This window comes from Polaribacter sp. ALD11, assembly GCF_002831685.1.
Taxonomy (GTDB): domain Bacteria; phylum Bacteroidota; class Bacteroidia; order Flavobacteriales; family Flavobacteriaceae; genus Polaribacter.
In genome coordinates this window covers 115,400-133,029 of record NZ_CP025119.1, presented here as the reverse complement: position 1 = coordinate 133,029, position 17,630 = coordinate 115,400, and the positions used below count along the sequence as shown (strand labels likewise).

The 17,630-nt window shown below is 32.6% G+C and carries 8 protein-coding genes; 6 read left to right on the top strand and 2 right to left on the bottom strand.

From position 1 onward, the window contains the following. Positions 1-11 precede the first annotated feature (11 nt). Together CW731_RS00425 and CW731_RS00420 are read right to left on the bottom strand one after the other, a co-directional pair. Positions 12-3,029: a TonB-dependent receptor gene (locus CW731_RS00425; RefSeq protein WP_100944852.1), complete on the bottom strand. Its 3,018-nt coding sequence runs from the start codon at positions 3,027-3,029 to the stop codon at positions 12-14. A 137-nt stretch (positions 3,030-3,166) separates the two neighbouring features. After that, complete coding sequence (locus CW731_RS00420; protein ID WP_100944851.1) at positions 3,167-4,510, bottom strand: Gfo/Idh/MocA family oxidoreductase; 1,344 nt, start codon at positions 4,508-4,510, stop codon at positions 3,167-3,169. A gap of 290 nt (positions 4,511-4,800) precedes the next feature. On the opposite strand from CW731_RS00420, the gene CW731_RS00415 reads away from it, so the two are divergent. The 6 genes from CW731_RS00415 to CW731_RS00390 all read left to right on the top strand — a co-directional run bounded on the left by CW731_RS00415 (position 4,801) and on the right by CW731_RS00390 (position 17,438). Next, positions 4,801-8,892, top strand: a complete 4,092-nt coding sequence (locus CW731_RS00415; protein WP_100944850.1) for an ATP-binding protein — start codon at positions 4,801-4,803, stop codon at positions 8,890-8,892. A gap of 267 nt (positions 8,893-9,159) precedes the next feature. After that, entirely contained in the window at positions 9,160-10,116 is a 957-nt protein-coding gene (locus tag CW731_RS00410; RefSeq protein WP_100944849.1) for a M28 family metallopeptidase, read from the top strand. A 21-nt stretch (positions 10,117-10,137) separates the two neighbouring features. Beyond that, complete coding sequence (locus CW731_RS00405) at positions 10,138-11,817, top strand: beta-N-acetylhexosaminidase (protein ID WP_100944848.1); 1,680 nt, start codon at positions 10,138-10,140, stop codon at positions 11,815-11,817. A gap of 1 nt (position 11,818) precedes the next feature. Next, a complete protein-coding gene (locus CW731_RS00400; RefSeq protein ID WP_100944847.1) occupies positions 11,819-14,116 on the top strand; it encodes a family 20 glycosylhydrolase in 2,298 nt (765 codons plus the stop codon). Further along, positions 14,109-15,677, top strand: a complete 1,569-nt coding sequence (locus CW731_RS00395) for a sulfatase (protein WP_100944846.1) — start codon at positions 14,109-14,111, stop codon at positions 15,675-15,677. Before CW731_RS00400 ends, CW731_RS00395 begins: the two co-directional genes overlap by 8 nt. Positions 15,678-15,680: 3 nt before the next feature. Continuing rightward, on the top strand, positions 15,681-17,438 hold the full coding sequence (locus CW731_RS00390; protein WP_100944845.1) for a DUF4091 domain-containing protein: 1,758 nt from the start codon (positions 15,681-15,683) through the stop codon (positions 17,436-17,438). Positions 17,439-17,630 lie beyond the last annotated feature (192 nt).

The window sequence follows — 17,630 nt, the reverse complement described above, 5'->3', positions numbered from 1 at the left end:
TATATTATAAATTAAAAAGTTAAATTAACTCCAATTGAGTTTGTCGCAACAACGGGGTAACTACTACCACGTCCCGATGGTGCTTCTGGATCCCACCCTTTAAGATAAGACGTTAGTGTGAATAAGTTTTGAGAACTATAATAAACTCTAAGACGTGAAATCTTCCAATTCTCCAATATTTCTGACGGAATATTATACCCAATTTGAAGATTCTTCATTCTTAGATAATCTGTACTTCTTAACCAGTAGCTCGTTGTAGAATTTTGAGGCATACTAGGTCCATTTATTCCTGCAATAAGTCGAGGCACACTAGTATTAGTGTTTTCTGGGGTCCAACGATCCAACCAAATTGCTGATGGTTTTTGACCATCACCATTTACTGCACCCACGGCATCAAAATCCATATAACCATAACCACCTGCCGCTCCTTGAAAAAGTGCTAGGAAATCAAAATTTTTATAACCTAAGCTAAAATTGAATCCGAAAATTAAATCAGGCATAGAATTACCCAGTAATACACGGTCATCTGCATCAACCTTACCATCTCCAGTAACATCCACATAACGTAAATCTCCTGGTTGAATTTGATTACCATAAATAGTATTAGTTGCATAAGAGTCTATATCTTCTTGACTTTGGTACAAACCATCTGTTTTGTAACCATACCAAGAATCTAAGGATTCACCTAATTGTCGTATTTTACGCCCATTAATTACTTGATCTGTATCGGCTAATTGTACTAACTCATTTTTATTAAAGGCTATATTTCCACCAAATCCGAAATCAAATTCTCCAAATCTATCTGAATAATTAAGACTTACTTCAATCCCTTTATTTTCTAATTGCCCAACATTATCAAAAAAATTATTTAAAGCAAATTCATTGGGAGCAGGCACCTTCATAATTATACCTTCAGTCAGTTTTTTATATAAATCAATAGTGACATCTATTTTTCTAAATAATCGAGTATCTATACCTAAGCCATAACTCGTTGTTTTCTCCCAAATTAATCTCGCATTTTTTGCATTTGTCACGGCTGCTCCAGAATTGATTTCACTATTAAAAGGATAATCTATTCCAAGGCCCAATGTTGGAATGGTAGGATAGTAATCATCTAATGCATCCTGATTACCTAGTTGTCCCCATGAAACCCTAACTTTCAAATCATTCATCGTATTTTTAAAACCTTCAAAAAAAGATTCTTCAGATATACGCCAACCCGCAGAAAAAGAAGGAAACACTCCCACTCTATTATCTTTAGCAAAACGCGAAGAAGCATCGGCTCTTACATTTGCTTCAAACAAATATCTTCCCATATAATCATAATTGACACGACCAAACCATGACACCATATTTAACTCACGTGTATATCCGGTGTTTTTCATACCGTTGGTAGATCCAGCATTTAAATTAGGTAGTTCTGTGTTTGGAAAATTTTCACGATACGCTGTTGTTCTCTTATAATTGTATGATTCAGTATGATACCCAGCCAAAACACCTAAATTATGTCTTTCGTAGAACGTCTTATTGTAGTTTGCTGTCAAATCAAATGTATTTCGGGTACTTGTACTTAGGTCTTCTGTTAACTTTGTAGGACCGTGGTATTTTGATGGATTATACTGAATCTCTTTATTCATTTCTGAATTGTCAGATTCCACATTTCTATGAGATACTAAAGCTTTCACATTGAAACCTTCAAATAAATCAACTTGAACTGAACCTATCCCCACAAATGTTTTACGTTGATAATTGATTTGCGGCCCCATATCAAGCCATGCAATCGGATTACCGTCTGAGATCGTTCCATAGGTTCCGTCTTCATTTTTATAAGGTATCCAAGGTGCTATTCTATTTGTTTGTCTTATTATTTGATCAACTCCACCACCTACGTACGCATTGTTTGGCGATTCACGATCCATTTGTGTATATGATAAATTCATATTTGTGGTAAGCCATTTTTTTGGAGTAACAGTTAGATTAAGCCTTACATTGTATTCATCTTTTCCAGTATGTTTAATTATACCATTTTGTTTTTGATGATTAATAGAAGCACGATATTTAGTAAATTCCGAACCTCCAGATATACCTAAATTATTAGTGTTAACAAATCCTGACCCACTATATAAGAGGTTTTGCCAATCTGTATTTGGATGACCAAACGGATCAGTGCCGTTTCTAAATAGTTCTAAATCGTTATCACTAAACTTAGGTGGTTTTCCGCTATTTACTAAAGCCTCGTTGTATAGAGAGCCATAATCATAAGATCCTAAATAATCAGGTAATCTCGTTGGAGACTGCCATCCTATATCACTCATAAAACTAATTACAGGCTCTCCTGTTTTACCTGATTTAGTTGTAATTAAAATCACACCATTTGCAGCTTTCGAACCATAAATAGCTGCTGATGCAGCGTCTTTCAGTACAGAAATACTCGCAATGTCGTTTGCTTGCACATCACTCAAAGACCCCTCAGCACCATCTATTAAAACCATAGGAGAAGCTTGGTTTAAAGTGCCCGTACCACGAATTCTAATTGTACCTCCATCAGCTCCCGGCATACCTGAAGATTGATTTACAGATACCCCTGGCAATAAACCCGAAAGTCCTGCAGAAACACTTGTTATTGACCTACTTTCTAACATGTCCCCATCTACAGAAGCAACAGAACCCGTAAGGTTTACCTTTTTTTGCGTACCGTAGCCAACCACTATAATTTCATCTAAACTAGTAAAAGCTCCTTCTAAACTTACATTTATTTGAGAACGATTATTTACTGCAACCTCAACAGTCACATACCCCATGTAAGAAATAATAATTGTTGCATTTTTATTTTTAACAGATAACTTAAAATTTCCATCAAAATCAGAAACGACACCGTTTTTAGTTCCTTTCTCCATGATACTTGCTCCTGGTATTGGCTGATCATAAGCCCCATCTATAATTACACCTTTAATGGTAAATTCTTTTTCTTGTGCTATAACGGATGTTAATAACATTGAAAAGAATAAGACAAATAATTGTTTTTTCATAAGTTTTAAGTTGAGTTATTGATTAGTATTAAAAAAAATGTTGAAAATATTGAAGCTTCTAAAAACAAAACTCACCGAATTAAAATCCATAAATTCAACGGAAATAGTATTATTCATTTAAAATCAAAAAAGATTGATTAATAAGTTTCCTTCATCCAATTGTAAGGCTTTCTTTTCAACCACATGCCTCTTGTAAAATCTGGAAAATCTTGAGGTTCTCCATTATTTTCTATAGAAGCTTCAGAAAGTGGTGTAATAGCACTCCAAGCAGCAGCATCATAAGCATCCATAGGTGGTGCAATATTTTCTTTAGCAGATTCTACAAAAGAATTCATTACAAAAAAATCCATACCTCCATGACCTGCTCCTGTAGCTAGTTTTCCATATTTTTTCCACAAGGGATGATCATATTTCTCTAACCATTCATCTGCCTTGTCCCATTGGTGAGGTTTAGAAGTACCTTCTACATACATTCTATTACCATCAACTTCCCACAAACCATTAGCTCCTTGCACCCTAAAACCTAAAGAATAAGGTCTTGGTAAATTACAATCGTGCGTTATAATTATGGTTTCTCCGTTGGTAGTTTCTACGGTAGTTGTAATAACATCTCCTTGCTTAAATTTTAGTTTCGCATTCGGATGGTCTTTACCTCCTTTATCAACAACATAATTATGCAAGCCAATTCCTTTAGATGCATGTGATGTTAGAGACATAAAACGATTTCCTCTATTGATATCGCACATAGCAGCTATTGGCCCTACACCATGTGTTGGGTATACATCTGCATTTCTTAATAAAGAATGTTGTGTTCTCCATTTTGCTTCAGAAATCCCTTTCTCACCAAACTCTGCTCCAGATGTACCATTAAACTTCACACCACGTAAATCATGCTGATACCCACATCTAAAGTGAACCAACTCACCAAGAACATTTTGTTTGACCATATTTAATACAGCTAAAACATCTCTTCGATAATTTACATTTTCAAGAATCATTAGGTGTGTACCTGTTTCTTCATGTGTATTTACCAAATCCCAACATTCTTCTAAAGTATTTGCTGCAGAAACCTCTAAACCGGTATATTTTCCTGCTTTCATAGCATCTACTGCCATTCTTGTGTGCCAAAGCCAAGGTGTAGAAATAACTACTGCAGCTACATCTTTTGATGCTAATAAGTTTTTATAATCGAGTTCAGACTTATCAAATACTTCTGGTTTTTTAAAACCTGCATCTGCAATCATTTTTAATGCAACCTTTATTCTTGCAGGATCTGTATCGCAGATTGCAGTGACTTCAGTATCTTTTCGAAGTAGTGCATTGTTTAAATGACTACAACCTCTATAGCCTACTCCTATAAAGGCCATTTTTAATTTTTGACTAGAGTCTCCTAATACCGATCCAAATGATAAATTTGGAAATATAGATAAACCCGCCCCTACAGCAGCTGTACGCTTTACGAAATCTCTTCTTGAACCCATTTTACTACAAGTTATTTTTTTGTTAAAATATTGTTATTCTTCAAATGTGCTACTTCATCTACAATATATAGTAGACATTTTATGCAATTTTAGATGTAATTTAATTTATGCTTAAATAGTACTCCTTTTTGACGAAAAACTCGTTAAAACACCTATTTTACTACAATATATAAAGTGTCTTCAATTTTTTTTATTAATATATTTACAAATGCTTCTTAACCTATTTTTTACAAAAAAATATCATCTTTATCTATTCGATTAAATGATTATAGACAATCAAATTTTATCTTATGTGTAAACTTAAATTACAACTAGTTATAGTATGCAGTCTCATTGGATTCATTTCTTTAACAAAAGCACAGCAGCATGTAAGCTTTACGCACTTATCTCCTTCTATAGACAATAGGCCAATTGCGATAGGTAAATCGATACAAGATGCTGCCGGTAATATTTGGATGGTTCAAGGTGGAAGTATTTATAAGTACGATGGATATAATTATAAACTGATACCCAATCAAAAAATATTTCCGAAGAATGAAATTTTTGCTCCTATAAGAGATATTATAATTGATGATGCGAATGATATATGGGTTCTTTCAAGCAACGGATTGTTAGCGAGATATAGTAATTCAAACGGTGTTTTTGAAAACTTAACACTTTTACTGAATAACAAGGAAGTGAGTGCCATTACTTCGAAAAATAAAAAACTATGGCTAGCTACAAGTAAGGGTGAACTATTTTTTTATGCAAATTCTAAATTTGAAAGGATTACAAACATTCCTGAATTAAAAAATAAAACCAATAAAGTTATAACCATAGCAATATCTAAGTCTAATAAACTTTTTGTAAGTACCGGAGATGGACATGTTTTTATGTACAGCATAAACTCAAAAGAAATAGAATCGCTTGTTGCTCCTTTTAATAATTACCATGAAGACTTAAAACTGATAACCGACACACACAATAGATTATGGATTGGTACAGAGACACAGGGTCTTTTTCTGTATGACATTGCCTCTAAAAAATTTATTCAAGACACTTTTTTCACTGGAAATACATATAATATAAGAAGTGAATTATTTCTAGATTTATTTTGTGATAGTAATGGCTATTTATGGGGAGGAACTGATGGAGGTGGGTTATATAAAGTGAGTTTAACTACTGGAGAAGTTTTTTTATATACAAACCAACCACAAAACAACTTTTCATTAAGTAGCAACACCATCTTAGATATCAATGAAGATAGTCATAAGAATATTTGGATTGCCCCTAATTATGGAGATTTAAATATTTTACCAAATGCTCATAATAATATTAAATACCATGAAGGTTCAGAAAACAAAACACCACAAAGAATTTTAAGTATTTACAAAGGTTCTAATGATGTCTTATGGGCGGGTACAGATGGTTCTGGATTAACAAAAATAACTTTTAATACAGATGGAAGTACCAATGAACAGCAATTTTTCAACAATTTCACGACTCACAAAGGCTTTTACATACAAGCGATTACAGAAGACAATAATGGTAATTTTTGGTTTGGAACTTATAAAAAGGGATTATGGTTTTATGATTCTAAGAAAGATACATTTAAACAAATACCTATAGTAAATGCTAAAAATCAAAAAGCTTCTGATGTTAGAGAGGTTTATACAGATAGTAAAGGTAGAGTTTGGGTAGCTTCTAATACTTGTTTAAATATTTATTCAGATGAATTAAAACTTTTAGCTTCTTTTGAGCATAGCACAAACGGACTAAAAGGTACAATTACAGAGACTATTACAGAAGAACAAAACGGTACTATATGGCTGGGTGTTTCTCTTGGAGGGTTGTTTCAGTTTAATGAAAACCTTAATAGTTTAAATGCTTCGACCTTTATAGACCATTCTATATTAAATGCTGAATTAGACAGGATAAATAGTGTTAAATGTATTGCCGTTGGTGCTTTTAATACACTATGGCTAATTAATGATTTAGGGAAGTTATTAAAATACGACACTAGAAAAAATTCATTCGAAATGTTTAATCATGTAAAACCTTTTACGAATAGATACTTAACAGCTGTAATAAACGCAGGTAATGACAATTTATGGATTAGCTCAAGCAATGGTATTGTCAATTTTAATGCTAAAGATAGTACTACTGTCACTTATTCCGTTTCAGATGGTCTTCAAGACAATAAATTTATGTTTAGAAGTGCTTTTAAAGATTATTCGGGCATGTTATATTTTGGAAACTTAAAAGGGTTTAATTATTTTTATCCAGAGAGTTTAGAAAAAAAATACACAAAGCCTACGTTACAAATAAACACCATAGAAGTGCTAAATCAATCTGCAGAGGTTTTGCTACCAGAACAAATAAAAAGTAGTATCCCGCATGTAAAATCGTTAAACCTAAAATATAATCAATCTTCTTTTTCTTTTCGATTTGCAGCTTTACAAAACATACTAAACCCTAAACATTATTATGCGTATCGCTTAAAAGGTTTTGATAAAAACTGGATAATTAGCCATCAAGAACGCTTGGCAACCTATACAAACATCCCTTCTGGTAATTATACATTTGAAGTGAAAGCAGGTACAAAAAATGATACTTGGGACATTCCTACAAAAAGTATAGAAATTACTATTGAACAACCTTTTTGGAACAAGCCAATTGCTTGGATATTGTATCTATGCTTTCTATCTTTAATTGTTTATACGATTAGACATTGGTACAAATTGAAAAAGAAATTATTGTTTGAGAAAATAAATAATAAAAAAGAAATCGAGTTGCATCAATTAAAAATGAACTTTTTCGCAAAAATGTCTCATGAAATACAAACGCCTATCACCTTAATTTTAGGCCCTATAGAAGACATGATAAATAATGCCAAAAAGAATGGCAATCTACTATTAAAACAACGTCTTAATATTATTGCATACAACACCAATCGCCTTTCTAAAATAGCCTATGAATTAACCCTAGTTAGAAACAAAGAGTTAGATAAATTAAGATTAAATGTTACTAAGAATAATTTACATACAAATATTGAAGAAATTACCCAATCGTTTAAAGAACTCTCGAGAAAAAAAAATATAGACTTTGCTATTAACTGTCCTAAAAATTTAACGGAAGCATGGTATGACAAAGAAAAAATAGAACATATCATTTATAATTTACTATCAAATGCTTTTAAATTTACACCAAAAGAAGGTAACATACAAGTAACAGTATTGCCTATTAATTCTAAAAAAATGATAAAAATCTCTGTTGTAGATTCTGGTTCTGGAGTTTCTAAAGAAGAGTTAAACACCATTTTCGAATTATTTTATCAATCTAACACCAGTAAAAAGAACAAAGGCTCTGGTATTGGACTAGCGCTTACAAAAGAATTAATCGATTTGCATAAAGGAAAAATTGAAGTAGAATCTTCGGCAGTAATCGGTACAACATTTACAATTACTTTTCCTATAAATAAAGAAGCATATACAGATCTCGAAAGAATTATATCAGATACAGAAGACAAAGCAACCCAAATTAAAGTTGAAGATTTAACTGCTCAAGTAGAACGAAAAAATGAAGATGATGCCTTTAAAAAAACAGTTTTAATTGTAGAAGACAACTTAGATTTACAGCAACTTTTAAAAGATCTTTTACAAAACCAGTACAATATTATTTTAGCTGAAAATGGTAGTGAAGGTTATTATTACGCAAAAAGTAATATTCCAGATATTATTTTAAGTGATATTATGATGCCAGATTTAGATGGTATTGCCATGTGTAAAAAACTACAAGAAGAGCATCTTACAAAACATATTCCCGTTATTTTACTAACCGCAAAAAACTCTACCAACTCTAAAATACTAGGTCTAAAATCTGGGGCAATAGAGTATATTAATAAACCATTTAACACAAATGAACTGCTTCTTAAAATACAGAATATTCTTATTTCTAAAGAGCATATTATTTCTAAATACAGAAAGGAAGTTATTACTAGACCCGAAGTCTCATTAAAGAAATCTCAAGACGAAATTTTTCTTGAGAACTTGGTTGCCAATATCAATTTAAGATTTGAAGATTCTAAATTTAAAATGGAAGAATTAGCCGTTTCATTAAACATGGGATACTCTAGTCTTTATAGAAAATGCCATGCGCTAACAGGCCATAGTTTGGTAGATTTTGTTAGAATACTTCGTTTAAAAAAGGCAGCAATATTAATTACAAAATTAGGATATACCGTTTCTGAAACTGCTTTTATGACAGGATTTAATGATCCTAAATACTTTTCTAAATGCTTTAAAAAACAATTCAAAAAAAATCCGATGGATTTTAAAAATGAAGCTCAAGAAATAGGCGTTAATGAATATTTAAGTAAACATAAAGTAGAATCTATTATATAAGCGTCAATCAGAAATACGAAAGAAAAAAACGGATACAATTTTCCTTATCTGAACATCGTAAAAGAACAATTAAATTATGTGTAACATAATAATTTGTAGATTTGTATTTGGTCAAATTTTAAAATAATCGATATGTTTAAGTGTTCTGATAAGAAACAATAAAGTTCATTTAAAGATATATTATAATTCTTTAAAATAAACAATAGTTATTAAATTACAATAGCAGATAAAAACACAATTTAAAACAACAAATCAACTGAAATAATTATGAAAAAAACACTTTTACTTTTTGTCTTTATACTACTTGGCTTCAATGCTTTTTCGCAAGATGAGATTACAGAAAAAGAACTTAAGAAACATATAGAGTTCCTAGCTTCAGAAAAAAATGCAGGTCGTTATCCGGGTACAAAAGCAACTAAAAGAGTAGTGAAGTATTTACAGAAAGAGTTCAAAAAACAAGGGCTTCTTTCTTTTAATAAAAGATACCTACAAAAATTTAAAGTACGCTTACGTGTAAAAAAAGGGACTCCAGAACAACCACTTGTAAAGACCTCAAACGTAGTTGGTTTTATAGAAGGCAAAGATCCTATTCTTAAAAATGAGTATATCATTTTAGGTGCACATTACGATCATTTAGGTTTGGGTGGACCGTCTTCAAAATCTGATAAAAAAAATAAAATCCATTATGGCGCAGATGACAACGCTAGTGGAACTGCTGCTTTACTAGAAATTTCAGAAAAAATAGTAGCAAATCAACAAAACCTAAAACGTAGTATTATTTTTATTGCATTTGGTGCAGAAGAACAAGGTTTATTAGGGAGTGAATATTTTGTAAATAATTTACCAATTCCTATTTCTCAAATAAAATTGATGATAAACATGGACATGATAGGAAGATTAAATACCGAAAAACATATATACATGGGTGGTGCTGGTACATTTCCTAACGGCGTAAGTTTTATGCAAAATCTAGGGGAATCTTTAGGTTTAAATCCGATTGTGCATGCTGGTTCTGTTGGCGGATCAGATCATGTATCATTTTATAAAAAAAACATTTCCGTTTTAGGATTACACACAGGTGGACATCCCCAATACCATACACCAGAAGATACTTTAGAATTGATAAATATTACTGGAGAGAAACAAGTAAGCGACTACATTTATAAAGCATTAATGGAAATTGCAACTACAAATTATAACATGGAATTTATAAAACAAGACTAACAACAACTAAAATTAAAAAACATGAGATTTATTTTATTAGCTTTCATAACGCTTTTTACATTTACAAAATGTACCGAAAAAAACAGGACTTTTTCACAGTCTGAAATTACCTTATTACCAAAACCAACTTCATCAACATTAAATGAAGGGTCTTTTGCTTTTAAAGACGGACAAATAATTTTTGCAGATCTTGATGCGCAACAAATAGCTGTAAAAGATTTACAAGCTTATATTTCTAAAACTGCTGGTTTAAACACAAACACAGGAGAAAGCACAAACGCTTCTATTTCTTTTTATAAAAATGAAACACTAGCTTCTGAAGCGTATGAATTAGAAGTGAATCCAAATAATATAAATATTACGGCAAGTGATGCCGCAGGTTACTTTTACGGAGTGCAAACTTTAAAGCAATTATTATCTATTGAAACGTTAGAAGAAATTAAGAAAACGGTCTATTTAATTCCTGCAATTACAATTAAAGATAATCCACGTTTTAAATGGCGTGCATTTATGTTAGACGAGTCTCGTTATTTTCATGGCGAAAAATTTGTAAAACAAATGTTAGACCAAATGGCTTTATTAAAAATGAATACTTTTCACTGGCATTTAATTGATGATGCTGGCTGGAGAATAGAAATTAAAAAATATCCTTTGTTAACAGAAGTAGGTGCTTTTCGTTCAGATAGTGAAATTGGAACCTGGAAAAGTGGCAAAACATCTGGCAAACCTCATGGTGGTTTCTATACCCAAGAACAAATAAAAAATATTGTTGCGTATGCTAAAGACAGAAATATAAACATTGTACCAGAATTTGAAATGCCCGGGCATTCTAGTGCTGCAATTGCTGCATATACTTGGTTGGGTACTGCTGGCGTAGATATCGATGTTCCTGTTAAGTTTGGTCGTTTGTATGATAACTATGATGTTACAAAACCAGAAGTAATTACATTTATTAAAGATGTTTTAACAGAGATTTTCGAGTTATTTCCTTCGAAAGTAATACATATTGGTGGTGATGAAGTTGGTTATGAAGTTTGGGAGAATTCTAAATCTGTTCAAAAATACATGAAAGAAAACAATATTACATCTCCTGCAGATTTACAAATAAATTTTACGAATAGTATCTCTAAATTCATGGAAAAAAACGACCGTAGAATGATGGGTTGGAATGAAATTTTAGGTAAAAATATTCATACCGATTTTGAAGAGAAAAAAGGTGACAAAGAGGCTGAAACAGCATTGGCAAAAAACGTAGTTGTACATTTTTGGAAAGGGAATTTAGAGCTATTAACAGACGCTGCCAAAAAAGGATACAGTATTGTAAATTCATTACATAGCAGCACATATTTAGATTATAGTCATAAAGGAATTACATTAGAAAAAGCATATAATTTCAATCCTATTCCAGAAGGTTTAGATACCCAATATCATAAAAACATTTATGGTTTGGGAAGCCAAATGTGGAGCGAATGGACACCTACAAATGCAGATGTAGAGCGTCAAACTTTTCCTAGAATTGCTGCGTATGCCGAAGTTGGTTGGACTGCGTTAGACAATAAAGATTACGAAAGTTTTAAAGTTGCTCTTAAAAAAATGCAAAAACATTGGGACACTTTAGGCATCAATTACTTTAAAGATAGTGATAAGATTGAAGCTGAATTGAAAGAAAAAACAGCAGCTAAAAAGAATAAAAAAGAATAAAATGAAATATTTATCGATACTATCAGCAGTACTATTTATCTGTTTTAGTTGTCAGAAACCAACAAAAACGTTTACAGAAGCAGAAATTTCAATCATACCGAAACCTATTCAAACCATTATAGGAGAAGGTTCATATTCGTTTTCTAAAAACACAACTATTTTAGTTGAAGAAGAAGCACAAAAACCAGCTGCAAAATATTTATCAGATTTATTTGAAAATGCTGTAGGCTATGCACTTCCGTTTTCAGAAACTGCAGAAAATGCAAGTATTATATTAATGAAAGACGTTGGTATAGAACCAGAAGCGTATCATTTAAAAGTAACTCCAGAAAAAATAATTATTAAAGCAAACGATGCTGCAGGTTATTTTTATGGTGTGCAAACCATCCGCCAATTACTTCCTTCAAATATTGAAAAAACAGCCAATAAAGAACAAAAATGGGTAATTCCGAGCATTGTAATTAATGATGCTCCTCGTTTTTCATGGAGAGGAATGCACATGGATTTTAGTCGTCATTTTTTTAGTATCGATGAGGTTAAAACCTTTTTAGACTATATGGCATTGTACAAGTTAAATACATATCACATGCATTTAACAGATGACCAAGGTTGGCGAATTGAAATAAAAAAATATCCTTTATTAACAGAAAAAGGTGCGTGGCGCATAGAAAGTTCTCATGATAAAACATGTAACGAATTGGCTAAAACAGATCCTTCTTACATAATAGATCCGCAACATTACCACGAAAGAGATGGTAAAAAAATGTACGGAGGTTTCTTTACACAAGAACAAATTAAAGAAATTATTGTGTATGCTTCAGAAAGACAAATTGAGGTAATTCCAGAAATCGATATGCCAGGACATTTTAAATCGGCTATCGATAATTATCCGTATTTATCTTGTACAGGAAAACCAGGTTGGGGTAAAGACTTCTCAACTCCGGCATGTTTAGGAAAAGAGTCTTCTTACGAGTTTACAAAAAATATTTTAGCTGAAATTGCAGTTTTATTTCCTTCAAAATACATTCATATTGGTGGTGATGAAGTAAATATTGAATCTTGGGAAGAATGTCCACTTTGTCAAAAAGCCATAAAGCATAACAACTTAAAGAACGAACATGAATTGCAATCTTTTTTCAACAAAGACATTGAAGCTTTCTTAAAAACAAAAGGAAAAGAACTAATGGGTTGGGATGAAATTGTGGAAGGTGGTTTGTCTAAAGATGCAACAATGATGTGGTGGCGCAACTGGGCACCTAAAATGCGAGATATTGCTGCAAATAATGGTAGTGATATGATTATTACACCTTGTTTCGAATATTATTTTGATGCAAAACATGAGGTAACACCATTTGAAAAGGTGTACAAATACGAACCGATTCCTGAAGGATTTACACAAGCGCAATCTAAACACGTTTTAGGAATTCAAGCGAATTTATGGTCAGAAATGATTCCTAACTTTAAGCGATTACAATATCAAGCTTTTCCAAGAATGTTAGCAATGGCAGAAACAGCTTGGTCTTCAAAAAGTAATAAAAACTATGAAGCCTTTCAAGAACGAATGGGCATTCAATATGATCGATTAGATGCGTTAGGTATTCAATATCATATTCCTTCTGTAACTGGTTTTAAAGACAAGGTAGCCTTTTTAGACAAAGCAATCGTAACCTTAAATCCTCCATTAAAAGGGATGGATATTTATTATACAACCGATGGAAGCGTTCCTTCGAAAAAATCTAATAAATATACTGCTCCATTAGAATTTACAGAAACAATTACTTTAAATACCATTGCTTTTAGAGGCGATATTGCAAGTGATACAAGAGCTGCAAGTATCGAAAAACAAACGTATTTAGAGCCTGTGACTATCACTCCTAAGAAGGGTTTAATAAAACGTTGGGTAGGTGTTAAAAAATTTAAAGTAGTTGATGCTATTGTATTGCCTAAAAAAGCTTCTTTTACTTCGGTTGCTGCTATTAATATTGAAAATTATGATGTTGTAGAACAATTATCTATGGTTTTTAAAGGATATTTTTATGCTGAAGAAGAAGGGTTATTTGAGTTTGCTACAAAATCTGACGATGGAAGTTTACTTTATATTGGCGATCAATTGGTGGTAGATAATGGTGGAAACCATCCTGCAATTGAAAAAAATGGAATGGTCGCATTAAAAAAAGGATGGCATCCACTTACCGTAAAATTTCATGAAGCAACTGGTGGCGGACAATTAACCGCTTGGTACACGGCTCCTAATGGAGAAAAGACAATTTTAAAAGGTAACACAATTGCCCATGATTAATTCACTAAGAAAAAACACCTATTTTCTACTATTTCTTGCTGTTTTTCTAGGCTGTAAAACTGTAAATAAAGACACTGAAATAAATGAAGAGAAACCAAATATCATTTTATTTATGGTAGATGATATGGGATGGCAAGATACTTCTGTTCCGTTTTGGAAAGAAAAAACAGCTTATAACAGTCGCTATCATACACCAAATATGGAACGTCTTGCTAGTCAGGGTATGAAATTTACGCAAGCATACGCAACACCGGTTTGTACACCAACGCGTGTGAGTTTAATTTCTGGAATGAACGCTGCGAGACATAAAGTGACCAACTGGACTTTTAAAAGAGATATTTCTATGGTAACGCCTCCTAAAGGATTAAAAATACCATTATGGAATTTAAATGGAGCGCAACCTACAGATACAGTACCACGTTCTGTTCATATAACGCCATTACCGCAATTATTAAAAAACAATGGCTATGAAACCATTCATGTTGGTAAAGCGCATTTTGGTGCAATTGGTACACCTAGTGCAGACCCGAAAACGCTTGGTTTTAATGTAAATATTGGTGGTCATGCTGCAGGACAACCCGGAAGTTATTACGGAACGGATGATTTTAGAAGTCTAAACAGTCAAACTACTATTTGGGATGTTCCTGGTTTAGAAAAATACCACGGAAAAGATATTTTTCTTACGGAAACACTTACCAAAGAAGCAATCACTGCAATAGACAATTCTATTGCAGTTGATAAACCTTTTTATTTATACATGTCTCATTACGCAGTGCACACTCCTATTCAAGGAGATCCTAGGTTTGAACAAAAATATATTGACCAAGGATTGCACCCTACAGAAGCAAAATATGCTTCGTTACTTGAAGGAATGGATAAAAGTTTGGGTGATTTAATGAATCATTTAGAAGAGAAAGGCATCGTAGAAAATACAATTATTCTGTTCATGTCAGACAATGGAGGTTTAAGTGCAGTAGCGCGTGGTGGAAAAAAACATACGCACAACAAACCGTTATCTAGCGGAAAAGGTTCTGTACACGAAGGTGGTATTCGCGAACCAATGTTAGTAAAATGGCCAGGAATTACCAAAGAAAATTCAATAAGTAACGATTTTGTTATTATTGAAGATTTTTTTCCTACCATTCTTGAACTTGCAAAAATAGATGGTTACAAAACCGTACAAATAGTAGATGGTAAAAGTTTTACTCCTATTCTAAAAGGAGAAAAACAAGACAACACAAATAGCGCCTTAATATGGCATTATCCTAATAACTGGGGACCAACAGGCCCTGGAATTGGAGCAACAAGCACCATAAGAAAAGGAGATTGGAAGTTAATTTATTATCATCTAGACATCAGTTTCGAGTTATTTAATATTACTGCAGATATTGGTGAAACAACCAATTTAGCATTTAAAGAAGGAAAAAAACTACAAGCTTTAGCAAGCGAGTTAAGTACTTACTTAAGAAGTGTAGATGCTCAAATGCCAACGAACACAAATACGAATGAGCTAGTGCCTTTACCAGACAATAAGTTCGTATTAAAACCTTATATAAAATAAATTATGAATTATCGAATTTTACTATTTTTAAGTATTAGCCTTATTGCTTTTGGTTGTCAAAAACAAGATTTTAAAATTGAACAAACCTATCAAGAACCAAAAGATCCGTCACCAAATTTAGATGAAAATTGGGCTGCCGTTCCTAAAGGATTGCAAGCAGCTATTACTTCTACCAACATTCGCTTTGTTAAAAGTGAAATTCCAACTATTAAAACACAAAATACTTGGACTGGAAATGTTTGGAAAGGTGAACGAACATCTGCACAATTAGTACTTTGGAGCACGGATTCTATAACAGAAGTAAAAACGAATATTTCTGATTTTAAATCTGATACTGGGGACGTTTTATCTTCTAATATTGCTGAAATCAGTTTTGTTAAATATCTAATTACAGATGAATTTGCCAAAGGTTGTGGTTATAGAAAACCCGAAGATTTCGCGGCTTCTTTAGCCGCAGATGTTTTAGAACCTGTGAGTTCTTATGCTGTTAAAGCAAAAGAAACAAGACCAATTTGGGTTACTATAAACACCCCATCTGACGCCGTAGCGGGAATCTACAAAAGTACTTTTGAAATAGTAGTAAACGAACAAGAAACTCAAAAATTTGAATTCACTTTACATGTAATTGATAAAGTGTTGCCACCAGCAACCGAATGGAAATTTCATTTAGATTTATGGCAAAATCCGTATGCTGTTGCACGTATTCACAACGTAAAACCTTGGTCTTCGGAACATATTGAGTTATTAAAACCCGTGATGAAAAGACTTGCGGATGCCGGACAAAAAGTAATTACTGTATCTCTAAATAAACGCCCTTGGAATGGGCAAACTTTTGATCCGTTTGAGGCAATGATTGATTGGAAAAAGAAAACCGACGGTACTTGGACCTATGATTTTACTATTTTTGACAATTGGGTGCATTTAATGATGGATTTAGGAATCAAAAATCAAATTAGTTGTTATTCTATGGTTCCTTGGGGAAATGAGTTTTATTATTTTGATGAAACAGAAAACAAGGAAATTAAAATAGCTGCAGCACCAGGAACCAAAGCTTACGAAGATTTATGGGTTCCTTTTTTAAAAGAATTTAAAATACATTTAGAGCAAAAAGGATGGAATAAAATCACAAGAATTGCAATGGATGAACGCGGTCCTAAAGAAATGAAAGCAATGCTTGAACTATTGAATGAGCATGCGCCAGAATTTGGAGTTTCTTTTGCAGATAACCATAAAAGTTATAAATTATATCCAGATGAATTAAAAGATATGTCTGTTGCTTTTGGACATCCTGTAGATCACGAAGACTTAGTACTAAGAAGAAGCGTAGGCCATATAAGTACACATTATGTGTGTTGTTCTGATAAATTTCCAAACACGTTTACCTTTTCTCCTCCAGCAGAAGGTGTTTTTATAGGTTGGTACACTATGGCGGCAGATTTTGACGGTTTTTTACGTTGGTCATACAATAGTTGGACAGAACATCCTTTACAAGATTCGCGCTTTCGCGCTTGGCCTGCTGGCGACACGTATATTGTATATCCAAAAAACAGAAGCTCTATTCGTTTTGAAACGCTTCGAGAAGGGATTCAGGATGCTGAAAAAATTAGAATTCTAAGGGAAGAATTGGTCAAAGAAAATAGGTTGAATGAATTAGACCATTTAAATAAAGTTGTAAACCAATTTAATATCACTAAAAAACCAGAGAACTTAGAGAGCATGCTTCAAGATGCCAAAAACACCTTAAATATTTTAGCCAAATAAAAATGAAACTATCAAAAAAAAGAAAACACTTAATTTACTAACTTAAAATTCAAATTCGCAAACTAATAACCCTGTTCCTTTTAGAAACGAATCTCATTGCCTTCTAAGAGGCATAATCCGTCGTGTTTAAAAGAGCTATGTTTCTTAACAAAAACACACGTTATATAACAAACTACAATAATAGGTCTTTAA